28 protein-coding genes are annotated in these 26089 nt (G+C 36.3%); 6 read left to right on the top strand and 22 right to left on the bottom strand.

Translation table 11 applies throughout. From position 1 onward, the window contains the following. Positions 1–121: 121 nt before the first annotated feature. The 6 genes from F0362_RS22130 to F0362_RS22155 all read right to left on the bottom strand — a co-directional run bounded on the left by F0362_RS22130 (position 122) and on the right by F0362_RS22155 (position 6284). Complete coding sequence (locus tag F0362_RS22130) at positions 122–1168, bottom strand: GerMN domain-containing protein (RefSeq protein ID WP_001126732.1); 1047 nt, start codon at positions 1166–1168, stop codon at positions 122–124. A 180-nt stretch (positions 1169–1348) separates the two neighbouring features. After that, a complete protein-coding gene (gene racE, locus F0362_RS22135) occupies positions 1349–2155 on the bottom strand; it encodes a glutamate racemase (protein ID WP_000773999.1) in 807 nt (268 codons plus the stop codon). 324 nt (positions 2156–2479) lie between these two features. Beyond that, positions 2480–3151: a type 1 glutamine amidotransferase domain-containing protein gene (locus F0362_RS22140; protein WP_149889960.1), complete on the bottom strand. Its 672-nt coding sequence runs from the start codon at positions 3149–3151 to the stop codon at positions 2480–2482. Between the two features lie 107 nt (positions 3152–3258). Further along, positions 3259–3483, bottom strand: coding sequence for a spore germination transcription factor GerE (gene gerE / locus F0362_RS22145; RefSeq protein ID WP_000659484.1), 225 nt, complete (start codon positions 3481–3483; stop codon positions 3259–3261). A 165-nt stretch (positions 3484–3648) separates the two neighbouring features. Then, on the bottom strand, positions 3649–4944 hold the full coding sequence (locus F0362_RS22150) for a purine/pyrimidine permease (RefSeq protein WP_149889961.1): 1296 nt from the start codon (positions 4942–4944) through the stop codon (positions 3649–3651). 98 nt (positions 4945–5042) lie between these two features. Then, complete coding sequence (locus tag F0362_RS22155; RefSeq protein ID WP_000219583.1) at positions 5043–6284, bottom strand: amidohydrolase family protein; 1242 nt, start codon at positions 6282–6284, stop codon at positions 5043–5045. A gap of 189 nt (positions 6285–6473) precedes the next feature. On the opposite strand from F0362_RS22155, the gene F0362_RS22160 reads away from it, so the two are divergent. Next, a complete protein-coding gene (locus F0362_RS22160) occupies positions 6474–6659 on the top strand; it encodes a PspC domain-containing protein (RefSeq protein WP_000038412.1) in 186 nt (61 codons plus the stop codon). Positions 6660–6727: 68 nt separating this feature from the next. Here F0362_RS22160 and F0362_RS22165 read toward each other — a convergent pair whose 3' ends face one another. Continuing rightward, positions 6728–7300 (bottom strand): helix-turn-helix domain-containing protein, encoded by a 573-nt coding sequence (locus F0362_RS22165; RefSeq protein ID WP_000658048.1) that lies wholly within the window; start codon positions 7298–7300, stop codon positions 6728–6730. A 100-nt stretch (positions 7301–7400) separates the two neighbouring features. Between F0362_RS22165 and F0362_RS22170 the strand changes: the two genes are divergently transcribed. Both F0362_RS22170 and F0362_RS22175 read left to right on the top strand, forming a co-directional pair. Beyond that, on the top strand, positions 7401–8366 hold the full coding sequence (locus F0362_RS22170; RefSeq protein ID WP_001201643.1) for a DMT family transporter: 966 nt from the start codon (positions 7401–7403) through the stop codon (positions 8364–8366). A gap of 141 nt (positions 8367–8507) precedes the next feature. Then, positions 8508–9173: an aquaporin gene (locus F0362_RS22175; protein WP_000913214.1), complete on the top strand. Its 666-nt coding sequence runs from the start codon at positions 8508–8510 to the stop codon at positions 9171–9173. 59 nt (positions 9174–9232) lie between these two features. Here F0362_RS22175 and F0362_RS22180 read toward each other — a convergent pair whose 3' ends face one another. The 3 genes from F0362_RS22180 to F0362_RS22190 all read right to left on the bottom strand — a co-directional run bounded on the left by F0362_RS22180 (position 9233) and on the right by F0362_RS22190 (position 11896). Then, positions 9233–9664 carry an Rrf2 family transcriptional regulator gene (locus tag F0362_RS22180; protein ID WP_000512996.1) on the bottom strand — a complete coding sequence of 144 codons (432 nt, stop codon included), beginning with the start codon at positions 9662–9664 and terminating at the stop codon, positions 9233–9235. 118 nt (positions 9665–9782) lie between these two features. Continuing rightward, positions 9783–11009: an ABC transporter permease gene (locus F0362_RS22185; protein ID WP_149889962.1), complete on the bottom strand. Its 1227-nt coding sequence runs from the start codon at positions 11007–11009 to the stop codon at positions 9783–9785. A 2-nt stretch (positions 11010–11011) separates the two neighbouring features. Further along, positions 11012–11896, bottom strand: coding sequence for an ABC transporter ATP-binding protein (locus tag F0362_RS22190; protein ID WP_149889963.1), 885 nt, complete (start codon positions 11894–11896; stop codon positions 11012–11014). 342 nt (positions 11897–12238) lie between these two features. Between F0362_RS22190 and F0362_RS22195 the strand changes: the two genes are divergently transcribed. After that, complete coding sequence (locus tag F0362_RS22195; RefSeq protein ID WP_149889964.1) at positions 12239–13066, top strand: 5'-nucleotidase, lipoprotein e(P4) family; 828 nt, start codon at positions 12239–12241, stop codon at positions 13064–13066. A gap of 29 nt (positions 13067–13095) precedes the next feature. Here the strand turns inward: F0362_RS22195 and motB are convergent, their stop codons facing one another. Further along, on the bottom strand, positions 13096–13881 hold the full coding sequence (gene motB / locus F0362_RS22200) for a flagellar motor protein MotB (protein ID WP_001256739.1): 786 nt from the start codon (positions 13879–13881) through the stop codon (positions 13096–13098). After that, on the bottom strand, positions 13871–14665 hold the full coding sequence (gene motA, locus F0362_RS22205; protein ID WP_000344856.1) for a flagellar motor stator protein MotA: 795 nt from the start codon (positions 14663–14665) through the stop codon (positions 13871–13873). The genes motB and motA overlap by 11 nt, the downstream gene beginning before the upstream one ends. Positions 14666–14929: 264 nt before the next feature. On the opposite strand from motA, the gene F0362_RS22210 reads away from it, so the two are divergent. After that, positions 14930–15709: a M15 family metallopeptidase gene (locus F0362_RS22210; protein ID WP_000720189.1), complete on the top strand. Its 780-nt coding sequence runs from the start codon at positions 14930–14932 to the stop codon at positions 15707–15709. A 38-nt stretch (positions 15710–15747) separates the two neighbouring features. On the opposite strand, the gene F0362_RS22215 is transcribed toward F0362_RS22210, so the two are convergent. The 4 genes from F0362_RS22215 to sdhC all read right to left on the bottom strand — a co-directional run bounded on the left by F0362_RS22215 (position 15748) and on the right by sdhC (position 19472). Beyond that, positions 15748–16194 carry an acyl-CoA thioesterase gene (locus tag F0362_RS22215; RefSeq protein ID WP_000822752.1) on the bottom strand — a complete coding sequence of 149 codons (447 nt, stop codon included), beginning with the start codon at positions 16192–16194 and terminating at the stop codon, positions 15748–15750. A 90-nt stretch (positions 16195–16284) separates the two neighbouring features. Next, a complete protein-coding gene (gene sdhB / locus F0362_RS22220; protein ID WP_001291830.1) occupies positions 16285–17046 on the bottom strand; it encodes a succinate dehydrogenase iron-sulfur subunit in 762 nt (253 codons plus the stop codon). Further along, complete coding sequence (gene sdhA / locus F0362_RS22225; RefSeq protein WP_000676745.1) at positions 17039–18832, bottom strand: succinate dehydrogenase flavoprotein subunit; 1794 nt, start codon at positions 18830–18832, stop codon at positions 17039–17041. The genes sdhB and sdhA overlap by 8 nt, the downstream gene beginning before the upstream one ends. Before the next feature lie 13 nt (positions 18833–18845). Continuing rightward, positions 18846–19472: a succinate dehydrogenase cytochrome B558 gene (sdhC, locus tag F0362_RS22230; RefSeq protein ID WP_000678354.1), complete on the bottom strand. Its 627-nt coding sequence runs from the start codon at positions 19470–19472 to the stop codon at positions 18846–18848. A 299-nt stretch (positions 19473–19771) separates the two neighbouring features. Here sdhC and F0362_RS22235 point away from each other — a divergent pair, with 299 nt between their 5' ends. Beyond that, on the top strand, positions 19772–20221 hold the full coding sequence (locus tag F0362_RS22235) for a YslB family protein (RefSeq protein ID WP_000042215.1): 450 nt from the start codon (positions 19772–19774) through the stop codon (positions 20219–20221). A gap of 114 nt (positions 20222–20335) precedes the next feature. On the opposite strand, the gene uvrC is transcribed toward F0362_RS22235, so the two are convergent. The 6 genes from uvrC to F0362_RS22265 form a co-directional block, all read right to left on the bottom strand. Beyond that, positions 20336–22120, bottom strand: coding sequence for an excinuclease ABC subunit C (gene uvrC, locus F0362_RS22240; protein ID WP_149889965.1), 1785 nt, complete (start codon positions 22118–22120; stop codon positions 20336–20338). A gap of 148 nt (positions 22121–22268) precedes the next feature. Beyond that, positions 22269–22583, bottom strand: coding sequence for a thioredoxin (trxA, locus tag F0362_RS22245; protein WP_000974757.1), 315 nt, complete (start codon positions 22581–22583; stop codon positions 22269–22271). Positions 22584–22794: 211 nt separating this feature from the next. Then, on the bottom strand, positions 22795–23772 hold the full coding sequence (gene etfA, locus F0362_RS22250) for an electron transfer flavoprotein subunit alpha (protein WP_000101960.1): 978 nt from the start codon (positions 23770–23772) through the stop codon (positions 22795–22797). A gap of 36 nt (positions 23773–23808) precedes the next feature. Beyond that, complete coding sequence (gene etfB, locus F0362_RS22255) at positions 23809–24582, bottom strand: electron transfer flavoprotein subunit beta (RefSeq protein ID WP_001029031.1); 774 nt, start codon at positions 24580–24582, stop codon at positions 23809–23811. Between the two features lie 79 nt (positions 24583–24661). Continuing rightward, positions 24662–25438 carry an enoyl-CoA hydratase gene (locus tag F0362_RS22260; RefSeq protein WP_000911298.1) on the bottom strand — a complete coding sequence of 259 codons (777 nt, stop codon included), beginning with the start codon at positions 25436–25438 and terminating at the stop codon, positions 24662–24664. 11 nt (positions 25439–25449) lie between these two features. Further along, positions 25450–26082, bottom strand: coding sequence for a fatty acid metabolism transcriptional regulator FadR (locus F0362_RS22265; RefSeq protein WP_002039688.1), 633 nt, complete (start codon positions 26080–26082; stop codon positions 25450–25452). Positions 26083–26089: the final 7 nt, after the last annotated feature.

Consider the following 26089-nt stretch of genomic DNA (forward strand, 5'->3'; position numbering starts at 1 on the left):
ACCTCCTCATAACTACTTGTTAGTATAGCCAAACTTAAATGTATGATATGTATACAATAAAAGAAGGGGAACCCAAAAAGCAATTCCCCTTTCTTACTTAAGTATATCAAATTATCCACGATTAAAAACTACCTGTATTCACGTTTTCTGGACGATCTACAGGTTTTATTAACTTTCCGCCCTTTTCATCTATAAGATTTGCTTTACCATTTACCTCAATAGAAACACTTTTTACGCCTTTCTTTTCTGTCAAAGATAAAACTAACGACTTCAATACGTAATTTGAAACCATATTTTTATCTGGGTTTACAAATATATTTTCATTAAAGTTTAATGTAAGATTTCCGTCTTGCAATTTTGGATTCGTAATAAGCTTAACTCCTGGGTTAAAATCATTCAGGAGCGATTGATGAATCGGTCCTTTTACAAGTTCATCTATAATGGTTGCATAATCATTTTCTTTTCCCTCTACAACGCGGCGTGTTACCGGTACATAATATTGCTGCTTATCATTATTTTGCGCCATAAAGTAAAGCGTAACTGGTTTTGTATTTGTTACATCTGCCACTTGTTCATCATCAAAGTTAATACCATTCGCACGACTCACCCCTTCTCCAAGCGGTGTACCCGCGACAGGCATCTTCGCTAACTTTTCACCATTTATCTGAAACTGCACTTGTTTTATTTCTTTAAATTGAGTCAAAGTCCACGCTACTGACTCAACAATTTGACGCTCTTCTTCTTTTGCATAGTTTTTCATTTCTTTAGAGAAATCAATTACTGCTGTCCCATCTTTTTTCAAATCTAGAGTCATCGATGTATTTGCTGGAATGACTGCACGGAACCCATTCGGTAATAAATCAGTTACCGGCCCATCTTTCACAAGGTATTCTAGCGTTTGCTGTATTACTTCATTCGCTTTCGGAGTAGGCATTGCGATTGTTTGCGGTACAACATATCCATTTTTATCAACTAAGTATATTTCTCTATTTATCGTTTGCCCTTGTTTATTTTTAGCCGTCCCTTTCTTTTCACCATCTGTATACGTAACTTTTTTTGGTGGATCAATTTGTTCGGTCGCTTTCTCCTGATTTATGAAGCCGCACCCTGTTAATAAAACAGCACTTACCGTAGCACCAATAACCCATTTAAAAGTGGATTTAGGCATGCCTTTCCCCCCTAAAAACTAAGTTTGTACTATTATGTATACGAGCTATTTCACGTTTTAGAACAAGCTGTGCTTCTTATAAAGTGAAACTTTAATCAGCAGGGTCTTACTGCCCGGCAAATAGCGGGATAAACAAAAAACCCCTAATATCTCAGGGGTTCACTTATATGAATTCTATTATTATTCTTCTAAATGAATATGCTTCACATTTTCAATCGGCTGACCGAACCATTTTGATGCAATTTCTTTAAATAGGCCTATTTTCCCTGTTGTTAAGAAGAGATGATCACTTTGTTCCTCTCCCTCATTCAACATTTTACTATGATATAAAATTGTACTTACTTCACGCGCTGTTTCATCACCAGAACTAATTAGTTGCACTTTATCTCCCATTACCTTTTTAATAACAGGACCTAAAATTGGATAATGTGTACAACCTAAAATAAGTGTATCAATATCGGTATTTTTCAGCGGTTGCAATGTTTCTCTTACAACTTCATACGCCATTTCACTTTCGAAATTCCCACTTTCTACAAGTTCGACGAAAGGCGGACATGCTAAACTTTCTACCATAACACGGTTATTAATAGACTTTAACGCTTCTTCGTATGCACCACTTTTCACCGTTCCAATCGTACCAATAATCCCAACATGATACGTATTTGTCACTTTTAAAGCTGTACGTGATCCTGGGTGAATAACTCCCACTACCGGAATTGGTAATTGTTTCTGCATTTCTTCTAATACAACCGCAGTTGCTGTATTACACGCAATAACTAACATCTTGATATTTAAATCTAGTAAATGCTCCGTCATTTCCCACGTAAATTGACGCACTTCTTCTCGAGAACGTGGACCATAAGGGCAACGCGCTGTATCCCCTAAATATATAATACGCTCTTTCGGCAACTGACGAATTAATTCCTTCGCTACAGTTAAACCACCAACTCCTGAATCGATAACACCGATTGCTCTATTCAACTTCATCACCCGTTTTCTCATTCATCATCTTATTTTATCATTATATTTTACACACTTTAAGTTCGCTCACTTAAACTGCTTCTGTATGAAAATTTTCATTTGTACCTGTATAGACTAGGACCTTTTTTATTTTGCTCCTTTTTTTCATAATTTGCAAGACAGAAAAATAACCGACCTTCTATACGAAAGTCGGTTTCTTCTATATAAAGTGCATATTTACCTCGCTATTTGCCGGGCAGTAAGACCCCCACTAATTAAAGTTTCACTTTATTGCTCCATCTTTTTTTTGGAAAGAAGACATTCCTATTAATAAGAAGAAATGAGCAGAAATTAAAAGGACGATAATTTATTTACAGCCCTTTTTATAGCCTTACCTATTTCCACGCTAGACTGCAGATTTTGCCCTGTAATTAAACGACCATCCACTACAACATGTGGCGTAAAATTAGGAGCGACATAAAACAAAGCCCCTTCTTCTTTCAATTTACTTTCTAGCAAAAATGGAACTCGCTTTTCTAAATGTACAGCTTTTTCTTCATCGTTTGTATAACCTGTTATACGCTTACCGGCAACAAAAAACGAACCATCTTTATTTTTCACACCAACTAAAGAACTTACCCCGTGACAAACAGCCGCTACAATCCGGTTATTGTTATACATATTCTCAATTAAATTTGCTACATATGGATTACCTGGAAAATCTACAATCGCCCCGTGTCCACCACCAAATAATACCGCATCATACTCTGAAGAATGGACAGTTGAAATCGCCCTCGTATTTTGCAATAAAGAAGCGACATGCTTAAATTCACGAGGTATGCCATTCGGAATAGATACTCTATCAATCGGCACTCTTCCGCCTTTTATAGAAACAATATCAACATCGAACTTAGCTTTTTTAAATAAAAGATAAGGAGCTGCGAGCTCTTCCAGCCACAAACCAGTCGGGTGTCCATTCATATCATGAGCACTTGTTGAAACTAACAGTATCCTTTTCAACATATCCCCTCCTTATTACCTATTTATGTATGAAACGTTTTTATCATTCATATAGCACGTGAAACAAACAGAAAAATAGCCGACCTTTCATATAAAAGTCGGCTGCTTTCTTATAGTTCGAGCTCTCCCATGCGAAGAAGCTCAACAACTGCTTGTGAACGTCCTTTAACCCCTAGCTTTTGCATTGCGTTTGAGATGTGGTTGCGAACTGTCTTTTCACTTATAAAAAGTTCACCTGCAATTTCTTTCGTTGTTTTATCTTGAACCAGTAATTCAAATACTTCTCTCTCTCTCTTTGTGAGTAAAGGTTTAGATTGATACGCTTTTTCCTTCAACTGGTATAACCCTCCTTGCTTAAGCCAGAGCTGTGTATGTGTAAGTTGGGTGTTTATTTAGTCAAGATATTGTATGAACGAAATGTGCAGGTGGTGAATAAAAATGGGCTTTATTTCCTATGTTATTTTAGACTTTTATACAGTGCGGACACTCTTTTTATCCACTTACTTTCCAGTACGCCATATTTGTTCTAGCAATATACTTACAACTGTACCTACAAATAAACCATTCCCGAATATATATTGCATAACAGACGGCAATGATTGGAGTGCTCTAGACGGTAAAAACATAACGCCGCTGCCAAATAATACTGCAACGCCTAAAATCATTATATTCCTTTCACTCATCGGCACTTGTTTTATATTATTAAATCCAATTCCAATTAACTGTACGAACGAAGCCATTAACACTGCAGATGCGACAGCGGATGGCAACGATGCTAAGTAACGAATAATACTCGGAAACAGCGACATTACGACTAGTAATATACATGCTAGTAAGAACGATCGTATATACTTTTGTTTTGTTAAACGTATAAATCCCGCTGTCGCCGGTAGCGGCACGACACCTACAGTTGAAAATACGGACGAAATGATATGTGAAATCCCTCCAACCCACGTACCATCGTTCAACTGTTTTTGTTCAATAGTCGCTTTATGAATCGTAGCTTGATTAATCGCTATAATAGCTGCCACTGTATTTGAAACTAAAATACATACCATAACGAAACTCGATACAGCCATCCCTGTATTCCACTTTGGAAGACCCCAAGCAAATATTTGTGGAAGTTGCACAAAATGAGTTACTTGAGATGGGATTGTCACTTTCCCTGCAATGAGAAAAATAATCCACCCACTAATTAATCCTATTAAAACGGCATAACTTTTAACGAAACCTTTTCCAAAATTAGATAGTATAATAACGAACAGAAATATACTAAACGCGATTATTGCTGTAAATCCATCAATTTGAGAAATAGTAGCTGTAATTCCTAGCATTCCTTTTAAAAATACACCACTTAATTGTAAACATAATAAAAGTAAAAACGTCCCTGTCACAACCGGCGTAAATAAAAATAAAATACGTCCAATAAAACCAGTTACTCCTAATCCTATTAAAATAACACCGGAAATGATCATTCCTAATTCCAAAATTTGCAGTGTACTATGTAATTGATCCTGTCCGGCCGTTGCATAAGCAAGTACGGTAAATACACCAACCCAAGATCCAGCTGGCCCATCCGCAATTGGTAGTCTATGTCCAATCCATCCTTGTAAAAAAGAAGATATACCAACTACAAAAAACGTACGCTGCATTAAATAAAATATTTCTTCCGTCGTAAGATGAAATAACCCACCAACGACAATTGGTAGTGCGATTGAATTCGCTAATAAAAATATAAACCATTGCAAAGTTCCCATAATATGATTTTGGTTATGTTGATTGTCCAAATTTTTCATCCCTTCTAGCTTTCCTATACGAAATATATTGTAAGAATAAAAAAGAAGAGTTCTATATTCTCAATTAGAACCCTCCTCAAATTATTTAAACGATTCTTCTACACAAGATTATTTAATTCCACCTCATTTAAACTTCCAACAACAATATCCCCTTTATACACGACTAAACGCTTTTCTGTTTGACGCGCTACCGCTTCAGCAGTACATGTTGCATTCGTTAAAACAAAGCTCGCTTCATCTCCTACATTTGGCCAAGCTCGTTTCCCTTCCTTGTTTAACGTTTCTTTTCCTCCCGTAATAAAGCGAAGTGCTTTTCCTAAAGACCTTTCGTCACTCCACCCAAAACGCTCTGCTAATCGATTTGCCTTTTGAAGCATATCGCCAGTTCCAAACGGCGACCAATGATCTGTAATACTATCATTTCCTAATGAAACTTTAACACCTTTTTTATCTAATAACGGAATTGGAATTACTTGTTTACCAATTGGCACCGTTGAAGTAATATCAATACTTAAAGCTGCTAGTCTTTCTGCCACTTCTTCAGCTTCTTTATCAGTAACACCACCAAGTCCAAGCGCATGACTAATCGTTACACGACCTTGCCACCCTGCTTCTTCTGTTAAGCTTGCCAACCTCTTCATCGTAAACGTTCCTAGATTATTCGCATCATGCAAATGAATATCAACATCTGCATTAAATTCTACTGCGATATCCATAATCGTATGTAATGATTTTTCGATATCATTATCCACTGTAGCTGGATCCACTCCACCGACTAGATTCGCACCCATACGCATCGCATCTTTCACAAGTTGTACAGAATTACTGCGCAATAATCCATGTTGCGGAAAAGCAACGATTCTACCAGACATCCGATTTTTATATGTTTCTAATGCAGCTAACGTCGCCTCCAAATTATGAAGTCCAATAATTGGATCAACATTACAATGCGTTCTAATATTCGTTGTACCATTTCGAAGTAGTAACTCTAGCATATTTTCCGCCCTGTCTTGAGCAGTTATTACTTGCTTTGGCAAAATCTTCTCTTCCTCATTAAAACGTGTAAAAATACTGTCTGCTGGCATACAAGCTTTCCAAGGCCCACTATAATATGTTTTATCAATATGAATATGCATCTCTTCGAAAGACGGCAAAATTAATAAGCGATTCACATCAAGAGTTACTATCCCTTCCTCTTGAACAATCCCTTCTATAATTTTTTTAATTCGTCCATCTTCAATGAGTAAACTACATAATTCTGTTTCTGTTCGTGAAATTGCCCCTTCTTCATATGTATACCTTGATTCAAGCATTACATTAGTCAACCAATATACTGTCATTTCTATTTCCCCACCCTTTATTAAAAATCGCCTCATACCTCTTACTATAAGTTTAATATCCGCTGAAAATTAAGACAATTAATATGATCGTTTCTCTAAAAAAATGTAATACAACCTCATAGTCTTCTCATAAATTTCCATATAGAATAGAAGTATATAGCTTCATATAAAAAAGGAGTTGATCGTTATATGTCAAAAAAATTATGTAAATCCGAAACTGATAAAATGCTATTTGGTATATGTGGTGGTTTAGGAGAATATTTTGATATTAGTTCTACTCTCATTCGTATCCTTTGGGTCATTGCTATTTTATGTTTTGGAACGGGATTTTTAGTTTACTTTATTTGTTTATTACTTATGCCACGTTCGTACTAATGGCATCACTTCCTATACTTAAGAAGAGCATATAAAAAATCACCTATAGAATTCTATAGGTGATTTTTTCATGAAGAGTATTTCATCGTTAAATGTAATACAGCCACTTCATCTTCTTCATTTTTATAGCTATGTTTCTTATTCGCTTCAAATTGAATGGAGTCAAACTCGTTTAATTCGTATACATCATTCTCCACTTGAATGGATACTTTCCCTTTCATTACCGTTACAAGCTCAATAGCACCTTCATGATGAGCTTCCGGTTCATATATACTATTCGCTCTTAAACAAGCACGGTGCATTTCCATCCCTGTTTCTTTCGTGTAACGGAACATCGTTTCTAAATGCCATGCTTGTCCTACATCTACTGCAAATCCTTCTCCGCAGCGCGCAACAGCTACAGGTTCTCCAACAACCATTAATCTCGATAAAGGTATCGATAACCCTTTCGTTATTTTCCAAATGACAGCTAACGTTGGATTCGTTTCACCTCTCTCAATTTTCCCTAATGTTAATTTACTAACTCCTGTTTTTTGGGCTAATTCTTCTAAACTTAATTTTTGTTCATTTCGAATTTGTCTTAATAGCTGACCTACTTGCTGAATGACTTCTTTCGTTTGCATATCTTCATGTTCTTTCATCTATAAAACCACCTTAAAGTATAAAATAGTTTACTTTTATTATCTTAAAGTATATTATACTATACATAATTATTTATTTCCAAAAGGAGTGTTATATTTCATGCGTGCAATATTATTAGGCCTCTTATCATCAGCCTTTTTTTCTGCAACTTTTATTATTAATAGAGCAATGAATGTATCTGGAACGAGCTGGGCTTGGACAGCTTCCTTCCGCTTTTTATTCGCTCTCCCTATTTTATTCCTTATCGTTTTATTTCGCAAAAACTTAGGTGGGTTATGGGCAGAGTTAAAAAAACATCCATTCGCATGGATCGGATGGGGTTCCGTTGCAGGGATTGGTTTCTATTCTTTATTAAGTTTCGCAGCTGTCTTCTCTCCGGCTTGGCTCGTTGCCGGAACTTGGCAAGTTACGATATTAGCAGGTTTACTTTTATCACCACTATTTTTCGTAAAAATAGAAACGAAGTCAGGTACAAAACTTGTACGCGGAAAAATTCCGCTTCGTAGTTTATATGTAGCATTATTTATTTTACTAGGTGTAATTTGTATGCAAACAACTGCAGCTGGACACATTACAATAACTCAGTTCATTTCAGGGTTTTTACCTGTCGTATTAGCTGCTTTTTTATATCCGTTCGGCAACCGAAAAATGATGGAACTTGTGGGGGGACGTCTTGATACATTCCAGCGTGTATTAGGAATGGCAATAGGCAGTCTTCCTATTACAATTTTACTTGGTATATACGGATTTTCTACTACTGGTATTCCAACATCCAGCCAAATGCTGCAAGGATTTTTGTTAGCTTTATGTTCCGGCGTCATTGCGACGATGACATTTTTCTTTGCCACTGACTTAGCAAAAGACAACCTCGCTTTACTTGGTGCCGTTGAAGCAACACAAGCTGGAACGATGGTCTTTACAGTACTTGGTGAAATTGTGTTCTTGAACGGTTCATTCCCTGGTGGCCTTTCCCTATTTGGAATGATTATTATTATGTTAGGAATGGTTGCAAATAGTATTTTAAACCGTTCTGTTCCAGTCATTAAACAGAAAAAGTCAGCATAACAAAAGATATGGTTCTTCTTCATAGAACCATATCTTTTTTATTGTCCCCCTATTTCGCCTTATCAGAATAGTATTTCATTGGCTGTTTATACGAAAACCTATGTTATAATACGTTTCATGCGCATTAATAGGAGGTAAATTATGTTAAAAAAAGCAATCGCTGAATTTATTGGTACATTTGTACTTGTATTATTCGGAACTGGAGTAGCTGTCACTGGCGGCGGAATTGAAGGAATTGGAACATTAGGAATCGCTATGGCTTTCGGTCTATCTATTGTAGCTATGGCATATAGCATTGGAACAATTTCTGGATGTCACATTAACCCAGCAGTATCGGTAGCTATGTTCATTAACAAAAGAATGAACGCTATGGAACTTTGTTATTATGTATTAGCTCAAATTTTAGGTGGTTTATTAGGAACTGCAACGTTAGTAACGATTTTACGCTCTGCTAAAACACCTTTAGATAATTTAGGACAAAATGGTTTCGGAACTCTTGGTTTATCTGGAGCATTTTTAGTTGAGTTCGTTTTAACTTTCGTATTTATTTTAGTTATCATGGCTGTAACAGGTAAAAAAGGAAGTTCTTCTTTAGCGGGACTAGTAATTGGTTTCACATTAGTTTTAATTCACTTATTAGGAATTCCTTTAACTGGAACATCTGTTAACCCTGCTCGTAGTATCGCACCAGCTTTATTTGTTGGTGGAGAAGCACTTTCTCAACTATGGGTATTCATCGTAGCACCAATTCTTGGTGGTATCGTAGCAGCTATCGTAGGTAAATTCATTTTAAATACTGAAAAATAGAATTTTCAATATTTCTGAATAAAAAAAGGCGAGCCCTCATTATGAGGAAGCTCGCTTTTTTATTCTTTTATTTTAGACTTTAAATTTGTAACTAATTGCTCTACCGTTACATTTGCAAGTACGTTTTCCATCGCTTCTTGCGCTTGCATTAAAATAATTTCTAATACTGATTGAATATTAGCTCCTACTGGACATTCAATGTTGGGATTTTCATGGAAGGAAAATAGATGTCCTTCTTCTACAACTTCCACTGCTTTATATACATCAAGTAATGTAATTTCTTCTAAATCACGAGCAAGTGTCGTACCACCTTTACCGGCTTGTACATCAACAAGTCCTGCTCTCTTCAACATTCCTGTAATGCGACGAATCACAACTGGATTTGTATTCACACTACCAGCAATCCATTCAGAGGTACAGCGAGAGTTTCGATCTATCGCAAGTAAAGTCAACATATGAACACCTACTGTAAAACGACTACTAATTCCCATCTGCACACCCTCCTTTGTATTCATTCTATTAAAAGACAACTCTTACTATTATATACTATTTTTAATTTATACATAAAGAAAAAGCATGATTTCAATAGAAAATCATGCTTTTCTCTCATTATTGACGCTTAATAAATTTTGCTAAATCTTTAAATTTCACTTTGTCTGAGTAATTCATTACACCATTTACATAGATACGACTTGTAACAGCGTTTAATATACCAATCGTCGCCAATAAGACTACTAATGTTATCGTAATTTCTAACATGCCTGCTTCACCGGCTACAATACGTGAGAAGGTAACCATCGGTGTAAAGAACGAAACGTAAGAACTTACAACAACGATAGTACTATTCGGATCACTTAATGATTTAATACTAATGAAGAATGCAGCCATAATTAAAATCATTATCGGGAAAGATACAGCTTGTAAATCCTCCGTCTTAGAAACAACAGCGCCAGCTGCAGCGTACATCATCGCATAAAGTAAATATCCCGTAATGAAATAAACAAGGAACATACTTATAACTTTTGCATCTAATTTTGTAAAGTCAATTGGAATTCCAAATAATGAGGCGTTTTCTAAATCGACCCACCCTAACAAATAAGGAATAAGATAACCGCACGCTAATATGACCAGTTGTAATAAAGCTGTTGAAACAACTGCTAATATTTTCGCATACATCATCGTAAGCGGTTTTACTTTCGGCAGCATGACTTCCATTACACGTGACGCCTTTTCTGATGCAATATTCATTGCAATTGTATTTCCGAACGCGACAATAAACATATATAAAGCAAATGTAAAGAAATAGGCAATTCCGAAAGAAGAAGAGCGATCTTTTATTGCTTCTTGTTTCACTGAAATTTCAGTTTGCAATTGCTGTGCAATTTTTGGTGAAACATTATGCTTTGCAATTGTCACCATTGTATATTGTTGTTTGAAATAACTTGCCATGATTGCAGAAGTTGCTTGGCTAGGAAATCCATTATACATATACGTAACCTCTGGAGCTCCATTCTTTTCTATTACATGAAACAAGCCATCCAGCTCACCGTCTTCTACTTGTTTATGCAGTTTATCAAAATCTGCTTTTGAACCAACCGTTATTTTTGCTGATGGTAATAGCTTAGTTAACTCTTCTTTTTTTACGTTGTATGTGGAACTTTCTGTTACAACTGCAATTTTATCTTTATCCTTACTTTTATCATTCCCTGAAGTAAAATGATTAAATGCAAAAATCCCAAATACAACTAAAAATAATATAGCACTCGTAATTAATGATTTTTTAGATAAAAACGCTTCTCTAAAATAAAATGAAAATACATGAGAAAATTTACGCATCGTTATTTCGCCCTCTCTACAAAGATTTCATTTAACGTCGGCTCTAACATTTTAAATTGGCGCAAGGTAACACCTTGTTCTTGCAATTGTTGTAAAATCTTTAGAGCTTCTGCATCGTCTTGTACTTTTATATAAAGAAGGCCTTGTTGTTTTTCATATGAAACATGTATAGCTTCTAATCCCTTTTCATTCTCTGCTGTATCTTCAATCGTTAAATTACGGAAACCATATTCTTTCTTAATATCACTTAACTGTCCTTTGACAACTGCTTCGCCTTTTTTCAAAATACATACATGTTGGCAAAAAGCTTCTACTTGTTCCATACGATGACTGGATAAAATAATTGTCTTCCCGCTCTGTACTTGTTCTTCAATAATGCTAGCTAACATCCCAGCATTGACTGGGTCAAGTCCGCTAAACGGTTCATCTAAGATGAGAAGTTCAGGATTATGAAGAAGAGCAGCAATTAATTGAATTTTTTGCTGATTCCCTTTTGAAAGCTCTCCTGCCGTTTTAAATTTGTATTCTGGAATTACTAATCGCTCTAACCAGTGGTCAATGGCAAGATCTACTTCTTTTTTCGTCATTCCTTCTAATCTACCAAAATATCGCAGCTGGTCTATTACTCTACTTTTTGTATATAAACCTCTTTCTTCTGGTAAATAACCAATCGTTACCCCACTAGTCCCAAATGATTTTCCATCCCATGTAATAGAGCCTTCATTAGGCGTTAATAATCCGAGAAGCATTTTGATTGTAGTTGTTTTCCCTGCACCATTTCGTCCAAGTAATCCTAGCACTTCACCTTTTGGTAACGAAATTTGCAAACCGTTAACTGCTTTTGATTCCCCAAATAGTTTCGTTAAGTTTTGAATTTGTAAACTCAAAGTATAAAGCCTCCCCTTTATTATCATTCGTACTCTCTTTCAAAGATTATGTTTATTTAGGATAAAATATAGCACTACGCTTCATCCTCTTATATATAACATTACCTTTAATCCATCATTTGTTCTATTTAGTTAAAATTGTAAATAATAAAGGTTTATTTGTCAATTATAATTGTCATTACGACAATAAAACCTGTCAAAATGACTATCATTATTTTGCTCATCTTTCTAATATAGGACACACTACTATATATACAAAAGACAATATGCAAATGTTCATAAAAAATTTTTATATTTTAATATATAATATAAGATGATTTTCTAACATCAAGGAGGATACATATGAAGATGAAGAGGGGCATTACCACTTTATTATCTGTAGCGGTTCTATCTACATCGCTTGTAGCATGTTCAGGAACGACAGAGAAAACAGCGTCCAAAGAAGAAAAAGTAAAATTAACAGAACAGCAATTAATGGCTGATTTATGGTATCAAACAGCTGGCGAAACGAAAGCACTTTACTACCAAGGGTACAATATCGGTCAATTGAAGCTGGATGCAGCTCTTGCAAAAGGGACAGCAAAAAAACCTGCTATCGTACTTGATTTAGATGAAACTGTTTTAGACAACAGTCCTCATCAAGCAATGAGTGTAAAGACAGGAAAAGGCTATCCTTACAAATGGGATGATTGGATTAATAAGGCTGAAGCTGAAGCCCTTCCAGGCGCAATTGATTTCTTAAAATATACAGAGTCTAACGGTGTAGATATTTACTACATCTCAAATCGTAAAACGAACCAACTAGATGCAACTATTAAAAATCTTGAGCGCGTAGGTGCTCCTCAAGCAACGAAAGAACATATATTATTACAAGATCCGAAAGAAAAAGGGAAAGAGAAACGCCGTGAACTCGTTTCTCAAACACATGATATTGTCTTATTCTTCGGTGATAACTTATCTGATTTCACTGGTTTTGATGGTAAATCGGTAAAAGATCGCAATCAAACAGTTGCAGATTCAAAAGCACAATTTGGTGAGAAATTCATCATTTTCCCTAATCCAATGTACGGTGATTGGGAAGGCGCTTTGTATGACTATGATTTCAAAAAATCAGATACGGAAAAAGATAAAGTCCGTCGTGACAACTTAAAATCATTTGAAGCAAAATAAAAGAGGATGGCATTTGCCATCCTCTTTCTTTATTGCATATTTCTCGTTAAAGGTAAAATAAACACTTCTACACGTCTATTTTTTGCTTTTCCTTCCGGTGTATCATTTTGTGCAATCGAACGGTATTCTCCATAACCAATTGCACTAAATTTTCCTGGTTGCAAATCTTTATTTTGAAGTAATACCTGCATAAAATTAACGGCACGCTGTGTACTTAACTCCCAGTTTGATGCAAACTGAGCATTTGCGATAGGAACAGTATCTGTATGACCAGATACTGTAATCTCACGAGGTGATGCGGAAACAAGCAGGTTAGACATCTCTTTTGCAATCCCTAACGATTCTAATTTCACATCTGCTTTCCCCGAGTCGAATAGTACATTTTCTAATATTGTTACCATTAATCCTTTTTCAGTTAAATCGGTTTTAAAAGAAGACGATAATTGCTTTTCCTCAATATATTTATCAATACCTTTTTGTACCGCTTTTAATTCATTCATTTCTTGCTGCTTTACTTCAGCCTCAGCATTCTTTTTAATCTGCTCAGATTCTAAACTATTTGCTGACAACTCTTTCTCTTCATTCGGCTTCTGGTCACTTAAAAACTCTTTATTTCCTGTTCCACCTGCTAGTTCACTCCGAAAAGCTACTGCCATCTGTTTAAACTTCGCAGCATCTATACTACTCATTGCGAATAATACGATGAATAATGCAAATAACAACGTTAACATATCAGAATACGGAATTAACCACGTTTCATCGATATGCTCATCATGTTTTTTCTTTTTACCTCTTCTATTTTTTTTACTCCGCATTTTTTTCTGCTCCTATTTCTAGCTTTTTACGCTCAGTTGCAGAAAGTGCACCTAAAATACGGTTCTTCATAATAAACGGATATGTACCTTCTTGTAACATTAATAAACAATCAATAATTAAACGTTTTTTCTCGATTTCAGCTGCAGATTTTTGCTTTAACTTATTTGCAAATGGATGCCATAGTACATAACCTGAAAAAATACCAAAAATCGTTGCAATAAACGCACCTGAAATAGCATGTCCTAACTTGTCAATATCAGTTAAATTACCAAGCGCAGCTACAAGACCAATAACAGCACCTAAAACCCCTAATGTCGGTGCATACGTACCAGCTTGTGAAAAAATCGCCGCTCCTTTTGCATGCCTTTCTTCAATTGCTTCTAATTCAGCTTCTAAAATCTGCTCTAAATCTTCTGCGGATACGCCATCAATCACAAATTTCATACCACGTAAAAGAAATTCATCTTGAATTTTGTCTAATTGTTGCTCTAAAGACAAAATACCGTATTTTCTACTTTCAGATGTCCAATGAACAAATAATTCTAGCAACTGTTCATAACTTAAATCCTTTTTATTTGAACCAAAAAGAACTTTAAATAATTTTGGAACCCTTTTTAGTTGATTCATCGGAAATGCAATACAAACTGCGGCAAATGTACCGATGAAAATAATTAATGCTGCGGCAGGATTCAATAAGGCTGTTACGTCAGCGCCCTTGACGACCATCCCTACTACTACCGCTACAAATCCTAAAATGAGTCCAATAATTGTTGCAAAATCCATTCCCATTCACTCCTAGTCTATACAAGAAGTTCTTTATTCTCGATAATCGCTACATCTTCTTATGTATATATATTACATAAAAAATTCAATTCATGAAAGATAAGAAATGAATTATATGAAAAAATACTACAATTTCACACATTTTCTGACATTTTCTTTGCATTTTCATTACGTTACGGCTCTTATATTTCTTTTTCAACAAACTAAACTTATAATAAAAACAATACATATTTTATTAAGAAAGGACTGTGATTACAAGGCATCATGAAAAAAATAATAATTATTTCTGCCGCTACTATTGTAATCGGTATCACATCTTTCGCTTATTTCAGTTCTGAATCACCATTACAAAATGGGGCGAAAGCTGTCGAAAGTCAAAAACATAGTAATCATCCAAAAGAAGAGATTCCTGCTTTTCCAAAAGCTGATCATAATGAAAAAAAACTAGATGATAATTTTTCCGTTGTAACAAATCCGGATTCTGCTCTTGTATTAGTCAATAAACATCGTAAATTACCAGATGGGTATATTCCAGAAGATTTAAAGAAACCGAACGTACCATTTACTAGTCCAAAAGATAAAGAGAAAACATTACTTCGTAAAGATGCTGCAGATGCGCTTGAGAAAATGTTCCAAGCAGCGAAAAACGAGGGGATAGAACTTACAGCAGTTTCAGGTTACCGTTCTTACAAACGTCAACAGTCATTACATAATACCTATATTAAGCGCCAAGGAAAAACTGAGGCTAATTCGGTAAGTGCAATTCCAGGAACAAGTGAGCATCAAACTGGTCTAGCAATGGATATTAGCTCAAAATCTGCTAAATTCCAATTAGAACCAATCTTTGGCGAGACAACAGAAGGGAAATGGGTTGCAAAACACGCCCATGAGTTTGGATTTGTCATTCGTTATTTAGAAGATAAAACAGAAACAACAGAGTACGCATACGAACCATGGCACTTACGCTACGTTGGTAATCCATATGCCACATACATATATAAACACCATCTAACATTAGAAGAGGCAATGAAGGATAAAAAATAAGAGAGCGATTCGCTCTCTTATTTTTGTATTCTCTTCTATTATTTTAGTAATTTCATCTTCCATTCTTCAGGCCATGGCTCGCCTCTTCCTGTTTTTTTCGATGCTTGTACCATCATACCGCGTCCAACTAAACAAACTTCCCCTTCTGCATTTTTGACCATATAGTGCAAATCTAAAGAAGAATTCCCAACTGTTTCTGCCTTTACATATACTTTCAACTGCTCATCAAAATATATTTGTTTGATGAAATTACATTGTAAATCTGCAACAACGATCATCGTTTCTGATGATTCATTTGTCCATTCTTGCATAAATCCAAGTTCTTTAAACAATGCGATACGTGCTTCTTCAAAATATGTAAAAGCAATGACATTATTTACATGTCCAAACATATCTACTTCACCGAAACGAACTTTTACAGGATTGTAAAACGAAAAACCACTTTCCCATTTCTTAAAGTCTTCAATATAAGAAATTCTCTTCATCGTTTTCTCTCCTTTTCAATTACTAATATACAGAATAAACTGAAAAATAATCTTATAAATATTGCCCCTTCAAATGAAGAGGCATATTTATTAATAGTTATTATCGCTACCAAAGAAATCTTTGAACGATTGAATTGTTGTATCACGGTTTAATGCTGCGATTGAAGTTGTTAATGGAATACCTTTCGGACATGATTGCACACAGTTTTGAGAGTTACCACAGTTTGCAAGCCCTCCATCTCCCATAATTGCACGTAAGCGATCTGCTTTGTGCATTTCACCTGTTGGATGCGAGTTGAATAAACGAGCTTGTGATAACGGTGCTGGTCCAATAAAGTCAGATTTACTGTTTACGTTTGGACATGATTCTAAGCAAACACCACATGTCATACATTTTGAAAGCTCATAAGCCCATTGACGTTTCTTCTCCGGCATTCTTGGTCCTGGACCTAGGTCATACGTACCATCGATTGGAATCCAAGCCTTAACGCGTTTTAATGCGTTAAACATACGACTACGGTCAACTTGTAAATCACGTACAACCGGGAATGTCTTCATCGGTTTTAAGCGAATTGGCTGTTCTAATTGATCAATAAGCGCTGTACATGATTGACGTGGTTTTCCGTTAATAACCATCGAGCAAGCGCCACATACTTCCTCTAAACAGTTCATATCCCATGCAATCGGAGTTGTTTGGTTCCCTTTTGAATCAACAGGATTACGGCGAATTTCCATAAGTGCCGAAATAATATTCATATTTGGACGATATGGAATTTCAAACTCTTGGTCAAACTCTTGTGCATCTGGTCCATCTTGTCTCGTAATGATGAGGCGGATTGTTTTCTCAGACATGTTGCTTATCCCCCTTCTCTTCACCCTTAGCAGCTACATCATGTTTTGAAGAATAGTCACGTTTACGTGGTTTAATTAATGAAACATCCACTTCTTCGTAATGGAATGCTGGTGCATTTCCTTCTCCCTCAAATTTTGCCATTGTAGTTTTTAAGAAGTTTGCATCATCACGATTTGGGAATTCCGGTTTGTAATGCGCTCCGCGGCTTTCATTACGGTTATATGCCCCAATTGTAATAACACGAGCTAGCTCAAACATATTTGCAAGTTGACGTGTAAATGAAGCACCCTGGTTACTCCATCTTGCTGTATCGTTAATGTTAATGCGTTTGTAACGCGCCATTAACTCTTCAATTTTTGCATCTGTTTCTAATAACTTTTTATTTTCACGAACTACTGTAACGTTATCTGTCATCCATTCTCCCAGCTCTTTGTGAAGAACATATGCATTTTCGTTACCATCAAGCGTTAAAATATTGTTAAATTTCTCTGTTTCGATTAATTCATTTTGCTCATATACACTAGAAGAAACAGCATCAGATGATTTAGAAAGACCTTTCATATACTCAATTGCGTTCGGTCCTGCTACCATACCACCGTAAATTGCTGATAATAGTGAGTTCGCACCAAGGCGGTTACCACCGTGCATAGAATAATCGCACTCACCTGCTGCAAATAAACCTGGAATGCTTGTCATTTGCTTATAATCAACCCATAGCCCGCCCATTGAATAGTGAACCGCTGGGAAGATTTTCATTGGTAGTTTACGAGGATCATCTCCTGTAAACTTCTCATAGATTTCAATAATTCCACCAAGTTTAATATCTAGTTCTTTCGGATCTTTATGAGAAAGATCTAGGTACACCATGTTTTCACCGTTAATACCTAGTTTTTGCTCTACGCAAACATCAAAGATTTCACGCGTTGCAATATCACGAGGTACAAGGTTTCCGTAAGCAGGATATTTCTCTTCTAAGAAGTACCATGGCTTACCATCTTTATATGTCCAAACACGCCCACCTTCACCACGTGCAGATTCACTCATAAGACGTAACTTATCGTCTCCAGGAATTGCCGTTGGATGGATTTGAATAAACTCACCGTTCGCATAATATGCACCTTGTTGATATACAGCAGACGCTGCTGTACCTGTATTGATAATAGAGTTAGTTGATTTTCCAAAGATGATACCAGGGCCCCCTGTTGCCATAATCACGGCATCAGCTTGGAAACTTTTAATCTCCATAGTTTGTAAGTCTTGTGCAACGATTCCTCGGCACACACCTTCATCATCAACAACAGCTCGTAAGAAATCCCAACCTTCATATTTCGTTACAAGTCCTGCTACTTCGTGACGACGTACTTGCTCATCTAATGCGTATAGTAATTGCTGTCCAGTTGTTGCACCAGCAAATGCTGTACGGTGATGTTGTGTTCCACCAAAACGACGGAAATCAAGAAGTCCTTCTTCCGTACGGTTGAACATAACACCCATACGGTCCATTAAATGAATAATACCAGGTGCTGCTTCACACATTGCTTTAACTGGTGGTTGGTTCGCTAAGAAATCCCCACCATAAATTGTATCGTCAAAGTGGATCCATGGAGAATCCCCTTCACCTTTCGTATTTACGGCACCATTAATTCCGCCCTGAGCACATACAGAATGTGAACGTTTTACTGGTACTAATGAAAACAGTTCAACATTTACTCCTGCTTCTGCCGCTTTAATCGTTGCCATTAAGCCAGCCAAGCCACCGCCGACTACTATAAGTTTCCCTTTCATGCTCTCCCACTCCTTACTGGTTTGCTAGCTGTGGATCGATGAACGCTAATAATGCACTCACACCTACATAAGATAGACCTAAGAAAATAGCTAATGTTACATAAGTAGAGATTCTTTGTGAACGTGGAGACACTGTAATTCCCCAGCTAATGCAGAATGTCCATAGTCCATTTGCAAAGTGGAAAATTGTTGAAACAACACCAACTAAATAGAATGCAAACATAGCTGGATTGTTTAAAATATCTGCCATCATATCGTAGTTTACCTCTTTACCTAACATTGCTTGAATACGAGTTTCCCAGACATGCCAAGAAATGAAGATCAGCGTAACGATACCTGAAATTCGTTGGAAGACGAACATCCAGTTACGGAAATAACCGTAAGATACCGCATTGTTCTTAGCTGTAAATGCAATATATAAGCCATATATAGCATGGTACAGTATAGGTAAAAAGATGATGAAAATTTCTAGCGCATACCGGAATGGAAGGAGCTCCATAAAGCCTGCAGCTTTGTTAAAAGCCTCTGCTCCTCTTGTTGCAAAGTTGTTTACAATTAGATGTTGCGTCAAAAAGACACCAACCGGGATGACCCCCATTAATGAGTGCCACTTACGAAACGTATACTCGCGGCCTTTCATGTCCCCATTACCCCCTTGAATGTTTGACTGCTGTTTTCAGATTAATTTACAACAATAATGTTTTTTCACTATTGGCATAAGAAAAACTGAAAAAATTATTCGAAATATTTCAGCATAATTTGATACCAAGTTCATTTTACTCCTATTTTTGTCGAAGCGTCAAGAAAACGTATACATAATTTGCATATAATTTGCCAATTCTTTTTTTCTTCTTATATATTCAGATTTTCCTAAAGAAAAATCTGTTTTTATAAATGAGAAATGTTATATAATAAGCCCTATAGAAAGAGGGGAATATTGTGAGCAAAAATACAATCGATATAACATCTTTAGAAGATGTTTCATTGAACGCCTTCGCTTATGAATTGCTACGTGAAGAATTACTACCTGATTTAATTGGTAACGATTTAGATGGTATTTTATACTGGTCCGGTAGAAACCTTGCAAGAAAATATCCGCTAGAAACAATTGAAGAAGTCATTCAGTTCTTTGAAAAAGCTGGTTGGGGCACTTTAAGTATTATTGAGCATAAACGTCGTGAAATGCAGTTCCAACTTAAAGGCACTCTCATTGCTGAACGTCAAAAACAAAACAGACATTCTTCTTATCAATTAGAAGCTGGATTCATTGCTGAGCAAATTCAGAAGCAACGAAACGTCGTAGCAGAGTCATACGAAGAAAAGAAAAAACGTTCAGACTCTATTACATTTCTTGTGAAATGGGATATAAAAGATCTCATTGAAGTGTAGCCTTACCTACAGTCAACTAGACATATAAGTTTAGTTGACTTTTTTGTATTTTCATTCAGATGCGTTTATTTTAAATCTTCAGAAATTATACCAAAAAACAGAAGACGTTGTAAACTACAACGTCTTCTTATCTGTTAAATACGTATAAATTGTTTCTGCGACATTTTTCGGCATACCCGCTTCGACAAATTCTGCTAAAGAAGCTTCTTTCATCTTCTTTAATGAACCAAAATGTTTTAACAATACCTTTTTCCGTTTATCACCGATTCCTGGAATATCGTCCAGTGCTGATTGAATGACAGATTTCCCGTGTAATTGACGATGGAATGTAATCGCAAATCGATGCACTTCATCTTGAATGCGCTGCAATAAATAAAATTCTTGGCTATTCCTCTCAAGTATCACCGGTTCAGGTGGATCCCCAATAATTAAATGGGATGTTTTATGTTTGTCATCTTTTACAAGGCCTGCCATCGGAATATATAACCCAAGCTCATTTTCTAGAACATCACTTACAGCTGCCAGATGACCTTTTCCCCCGTCAATAATGATTAAATCTGGTAATGGTAAATTCTCTTTAAGCGCCCTTGTATAACGGCGCCTCACAACTTCTCTCATAGACTCATAATCATCTGGTCCTTGAACCGTTTTAATTTTATATTTCCTGTACTCTTTCTTCGCTGGTTTCCCATCGATAAAAGCAATCATTGCAGAAACGGGATTTGTTCCTTGAATATTTGAGTTATCAAACGCTTCAATACGATACGGTGTTTCAATCCCGAGCTGCTTTCCTAACTGATCTACAGCTTTAATCGTTCGCTCTTCATCACGTTCAATTAAGTAGAATTTCTCTTCAAGTGCAATTTTCGCATTTTTATTTGCTAATTCTACAAGATCTTTTTTCTTACCACGTTTCGGCTGCGTCGCTTCAACTTCTAAAAAGCGCTCTACTAATTCTGAGTCTATACTTCCTGGAACAACAATTTCTTTCGGTTTAAAATGACTGCTGTTTTCATAAAATTGACCGATAAACGTTAAAAATCCCTCTTCTGGTTCATCATAGATTGGAAACATAGAAACATCACGTTCAATTAGCTTTCCTTTTCGAACGAAGAAAACTTGAACGCACATCCATCCTTTATCAACTGCATATCCAAATACATCACGGTCCACTAAGTCACTCATAATCATCTTTTGTTTTTCCATAATTGCATCTATATGAGCAATTTGATCTCGCAATTCTTTCGCACGTTCAAATTCTAGTTTCTCTGAAGCCTCATACATCTTTATTTCTAATTCTGAACGAATTTCTTTATGTCCACCATTTAAAAACTTAATAATTTCATCCACAATTTCTTTATTTTGTTCTTCCGTCACTTCTTTCACACAAGGTGCTAAACATTGGCCCATATGATAATATAAACACACTTTATCGGGCATGTTTGAGCATTTGCGAAGCGGATACATGCGATCTAATAGTTTTTTCGTTTCATGAGCTGATTGTGCATTCGGATAAGGGCCAAAATACTTTCCTTTATCCTTTTTTACGTTACGCGTAATGAGTAAGCGCGGCTGTTTTTCAGCGGTAATTTTAATAAAAGGATATGTTTTATCATCTTTTAATTGAATATTATATTTTGGATCATACTTTTTTATTAAATTTAACTCTAAAATAAGAGCCTCCAAATTTGAAGAGGTTACGATATATTCAAAATCTACAATTTCTCCTACAAGCCGAAGTGTTTTCCCATCATGCGAACCAGTAAAGTACGAGCGCACACGATTTTTTAACACTTTTGCCTTCCCGACATATATAACCGTTCCTTGCTTATCTTTCATTAAATAACAACCAGGTTGATCTGGTAAAATAGCCAATTTCTCTTTCAAATGTTCGTGCACTCGCCTACCTCCATTTCTACATGCTTATCATTGCAAATTCAAAATAAAAACATACAATGACAAAACACCCAACATACGTTCTTTTATTGTAACGGAAAGGTTTAAAAAAGGAAAATAAAAAAAGCTACCAAATGGTAGCTTCTTTCTTTTAGAAGTGTTTAGAAACTAATTCTACTAACGCTTCTTTCGGTTTGTAACCTAACGCTTGATCAACTACTTTACCGTCTTTTAATACGAAAAGAGCTGGAATGCTCATTACTTCAAATTGACGAGCAGTTTCTTGGTTTTCATCAACGTCTACTTTTACTACTTTTACTTTTTCACCTAATTCTGAATCGATTTCCTCTAATACAGGAGCGATCATTTTACAAGGTCCACACCAAGGTGCCCAGAAATCTAATAATACAACACCTTCGCTAGTTTCAGCTGCGAAGCTTTGGTCATTTGCGTTTATAATTGCCATTTTATTTCCTCCTTCAAGTATATTCTACCAAGAGTATATCATTAACTTATATACGTGGCGAATAATATGTATCGTTATGTATTGTAACAAAAAAATGTTCCTTTATACTATATAAAAATATGGATGAAATACTAAAAAGGTGAGGGACAGGGGATCCCTCACCTTTTTCTATATATAGGGGTACTTCACTTGGAACTCAAGGGTACTCAAATCATGAATGTACTTTTAACTTTTTAAACTCTTCTGTTAAAAGAGGTAAAACTTCGAATAAGTCACCAACAATACCATAGTCAGCTACTTTGAAAATACTTGCTTCTGGATCTTTATTAATTGCAACGATTATTTTTGAGTTAGACATACCAGCTAAATGCTGAATCGCACCAGAAATACCGCATGCAATGTATAGATCTGGCGTAACGACTTTACCCGTTTGACCAATTTGTAATGAGTAATCGCAATACTCAGCGTCACAAGCACCACGAGATGCTCCAACAGCGCCGCCTAGTACATCAGCTAACTCTTTTAATGGCTTAAATCCATCTTCACTCTTCACACCACGTCCGCCAGCGATAATAACTTTCGCTTCTGAAAGATCAACGCCTTCTGCAGTTTTACGGACAACATCTTGAATAATTGTACGTAAATCTTTCACATCTACTGTAATAGAAGACACGTCACCTGTGCGAGACTCGTCTTTTTCAAGAGTTGCAATGTTATTTGGACGCACTGTCGCAAATAAGATACCATCTGTTACAATCTTCTTCTCAAACGCTTTACCAGAGTAAATCGGGCGAGTGAAGATAACATTTCCACCTTCAACTTCTAAAGCAGTTACGTCAGAAATTAGACCAGCTTCAAGCTTCGCTGCTAATTTTGGTGATAAATCTTTACCAAGTGCTGTATGTCCAAATACGATACCTTCTGGCTTTTCTTCAGCATATACAGCTAAAAACGCTTGTGCGTAACCATCAGATGTATATGATTTTAATTTATCATTTTCAACTGTCACAACGCGATCTGCACCGTAATGAATCAATTCATTTGCAAAAGAGGCAACGCTGTCTCCAACTAGAAGACCTACCACTTCACCGCCTTCTGCAATTGTTTTTGCTGCTGCTACCGCTTCAAACGAAACGTTACGTAGCGATCCGTCACGAACTTCACCCATTACTAATACTTTACGAGCCATAGATTTTCCCTCCTGCATATATAATTTCGTATTTTATTAGATTACTTTCGCTTCTGTATGGAGCAACGATACAAGTTCTTTTACTTGATCTTGCAGCTCGCCTTGTAACACTTTTCCTGCATCTTTCTTAGGAGGCAAATAGATTTCAATTGTTTTTGTCTTTGCTTCCACATCATCTTCTTCTAAATCTAAATCATCTAATTCTACTTCTTCCAGTGGCTTTTTCTTCGCTTTCATAATACCCGGAAGCGATGGATAACGCGGTTCGTTTAAACCTTGTTGTGCTGTTACTAAAACTGGTAATGACGTTTCAATAACTTCTGTATCACCTTCAACGTCACGCTCAATCTTCACGTTTGTACCATCAATCTCAAGTTTTGTAATTGTCGTTACGTACGGAATATTTAGCGCTTCAGCTACGCGTGGACCAACTTGTCCAGATGCACCGTCAATCGCAACGTTTCCGCCTAAAATTAAATCTGCATCTTTATCTTTTAAATATTCAGCAAGTACTTTTGCTGTTGTAAACTGATCGCCATTTTCAACATCATCTTCAATATTAATTAATACCGCTTTATCACAGCCCATCGCTAATGCTGTACGAAGTTCTTTCTCACTATCTTCGCCACCAACTGTTACGACAGTAACTTCTCCACCTTGTGCGTCTCTTACTTGAATTGCTTCTTCAATCGCATATTCATCGTAAGGGTTGATGATGAATTCCGCTTCGCCATCGTAAATTGCACCGTTTTTAATTACGATTTTTTCTTCTGTATCAAATGTTCGTTTCATGAGTACGTAGATGTTCATTCCATTTACCCCCTTATTTTTTCAGAAAGATTCTATCAATTTTAAAATTCTGTTAATTTATATTAAAAAAATAATTGAACTACCTACCACTAAACGAAGGCTTACGTTTTTCTAAAAACGCTGCTACACCTTCTCTTCCATCTTCACTCGTAAATACTTCACCGAAGATTTGAGCTTCGCGCTGTACACCTTCGTAATAATGAGACGATTTTGTCGTTTGCAATAACTCTAACACAGCACGAGTTGTTGCTAGACTTTTTCCAGCAATTTGTTTTGCAACTTTAAGTGTATCGTCTAAAAGTGTTTCTTCAGAAAACACTCCGTTAACAAGTCCCCATTTTAATGCTTCTGCACCAGTAATTGGTGTACTCGTTAACATCATTTCACAAGCTTTCGCTTTCCCAACATAACGTGGTAAGCGCTGTGTACCTGCAAAACCAGGAATTAATCCAAGTGTTAATTCAGGTAAACCAAGTTTTGCACTTTCAGTTACAAAGCGCATGTGGCAAGACATAGCAAACTCAAGGCCGCCGCCAAGTGCCGCTCCATGAATTGCCGCGATAACTGGTTTTGAACATTTTTCAACACGCTCAAATGTAACTTGTCCAAGCTGTGCTAATTCTGTCGCTTGCTTCGCTTCAGTAACAGATGTAAATTCTTTAATATCTGCTCCAGCTGAGAAGAAGCGCCCTTCACCGTGAATAACAACAACACGAATGTTATCATCCTTCTCCACTTGATCAATTAACTCAGTAACGTCATGCATAACTTGTGAAGACATCGCATTCGCTGGCCCGTGATTTAACGTCGCCACCGCAATATGGTCTTCAACTCTTACAGATAGGAATTTCAACATGATCCCTCCCATTATTGACGATAACCACAAGCCGCAATAAGTAGCCCATGTACCGTTTTTGAAAGTGCGACCAGATCATACTTATGATCGCTCATTACCCAATTGGTCACAACTTCATCTACTGTTCCAAAGATCATTTGTCTTGCCACACGAACATTTAAGTCCGCCTGAAACTCACCTTGCTTTATACCTGTCTCTAAAATTTCATCCATAACTTGTAAGTAGCCTTTTAATACTTCATTTATTTTAAGGCGCAAGTCTTGATTGGACTGTCTTAGCTCTAATTGCGTAACGATAGCAAGAGGATCATTTTGTGATAACAGCAAGAAGTGCGTTTCTACCAACATGAATAACTTCGCTACAGCGCTTTCAATTCCTGCTGTTTTTTGACGAATTGTTTCAACAAATTCTCCCATCTTCTCTTGGAATAAGGATATTAATATATCTTCTTTATTTTTAAAATATAAATAAATCGTGCCATCAGCTACCCCAGCTTGCTTTGCAATTTTAGAAACTTGCGCTTGATGGTATCCATTCTCTGCAATCACAATGACTGCCGCATCAATAATTTGATTGTATTTCGGTCTATTTTTCTTCACTTTACTGTCCCCTTCAAGAAGATGACTGAATGAATAGTCATTCATATTCTTA

This window comes from Bacillus sp. BS98 (assembly GCF_008432245.1).
In the GTDB taxonomy this organism is placed as follows: domain Bacteria; phylum Bacillota; class Bacilli; order Bacillales; family Bacillaceae_G; genus Bacillus_A; species Bacillus_A toyonensis.

Excerpts from the sequence above, each read along its gene's own strand:
- F0362_RS22130 (WP_001126732.1), bottom strand. The coding sequence starts at position 1,168 with ATGCCTAAATCCACTTTTAAATGGGTTATTGGTGCTACGGTAAGTGCT.
- racE (WP_000773999.1), bottom strand. The coding sequence starts at position 2,155 with ATGAAGTTGAATAGAGCAATCGGTGTTATCGATTCAGGAGTTGGTGGT.
- F0362_RS22140 (WP_149889960.1), bottom strand. The coding sequence starts at position 3,151 with ATGTTGAAAAGGATACTGTTAGTTTCAACAAGTGCTCATGATATGAAT.
- F0362_RS22150 (WP_149889961.1), bottom strand. The coding sequence starts at position 4,944 with ATGAAAAATTTGGACAATCAACATAACCAAAATCATATTATGGGAACT.
- F0362_RS22155 (WP_000219583.1), bottom strand. The coding sequence starts at position 6,284 with ATGACAGTATATTGGTTGACTAATGTAATGCTTGAATCAAGGTATACA.
- F0362_RS22160 (WP_000038412.1), top strand. The coding sequence starts at position 6,474 with ATGTCAAAAAAATTATGTAAATCCGAAACTGATAAAATGCTATTTGGT.
- F0362_RS22165 (WP_000658048.1), bottom strand. The coding sequence starts at position 7,300 with ATGAAAGAACATGAAGATATGCAAACGAAAGAAGTCATTCAGCAAGTA.
- F0362_RS22170 (WP_001201643.1), top strand. The coding sequence starts at position 7,401 with ATGCGTGCAATATTATTAGGCCTCTTATCATCAGCCTTTTTTTCTGCA.
- F0362_RS22175 (WP_000913214.1), top strand. The coding sequence starts at position 8,508 with ATGTTAAAAAAAGCAATCGCTGAATTTATTGGTACATTTGTACTTGTA.
- F0362_RS22180 (WP_000512996.1), bottom strand. The coding sequence starts at position 9,664 with ATGGGAATTAGTAGTCGTTTTACAGTAGGTGTTCATATGTTGACTTTA.
- F0362_RS22185 (WP_149889962.1), bottom strand. The coding sequence starts at position 11,009 with ATGCGTAAATTTTCTCATGTATTTTCATTTTATTTTAGAGAAGCGTTT.
- F0362_RS22195 (WP_149889964.1), top strand. The coding sequence starts at position 12,239 with ATGAAGATGAAGAGGGGCATTACCACTTTATTATCTGTAGCGGTTCTA.
- motB (WP_001256739.1), bottom strand. The coding sequence starts at position 13,881 with ATGCGGAGTAAAAAAAATAGAAGAGGTAAAAAGAAAAAACATGATGAG.
- motA (WP_000344856.1), bottom strand. The coding sequence starts at position 14,665 with ATGGATTTTGCAACAATTATTGGACTCATTTTAGGATTTGTAGCGGTA.
- F0362_RS22210 (WP_000720189.1), top strand. The coding sequence starts at position 14,930 with ATGAAAAAAATAATAATTATTTCTGCCGCTACTATTGTAATCGGTATC.
- F0362_RS22215 (WP_000822752.1), bottom strand. The coding sequence starts at position 16,194 with ATGAAGAGAATTTCTTATATTGAAGACTTTAAGAAATGGGAAAGTGGT.
- sdhB (WP_001291830.1), bottom strand. The coding sequence starts at position 17,046 with ATGTCTGAGAAAACAATCCGCCTCATCATTACGAGACAAGATGGACCA.
- sdhA (WP_000676745.1), bottom strand. The coding sequence starts at position 18,832 with ATGAAAGGGAAACTTATAGTAGTCGGCGGTGGCTTGGCTGGCTTAATG.
- sdhC (WP_000678354.1), bottom strand. The coding sequence starts at position 19,472 with ATGAAAGGCCGCGAGTATACGTTTCGTAAGTGGCACTCATTAATGGGG.
- trxA (WP_000974757.1), bottom strand. The coding sequence starts at position 22,583 with ATGGCAATTATAAACGCAAATGACCAAAGCTTCGCAGCTGAAACTAGC.
- etfA (WP_000101960.1), bottom strand. The coding sequence starts at position 23,772 with ATGGCTCGTAAAGTATTAGTAATGGGTGAAGTTCGTGACGGATCGCTA.
- etfB (WP_001029031.1), bottom strand. The coding sequence starts at position 24,582 with ATGAACATCTACGTACTCATGAAACGAACATTTGATACAGAAGAAAAA.
- F0362_RS22260 (WP_000911298.1), bottom strand. The coding sequence starts at position 25,438 with ATGTTGAAATTCCTATCTGTAAGAGTTGAAGACCATATTGCGGTGGCG.
- F0362_RS22265 (WP_002039688.1), bottom strand. The coding sequence starts at position 26,082 with ATGAATGACTATTCATTCAGTCATCTTCTTGAAGGGGACAGTAAAGTG.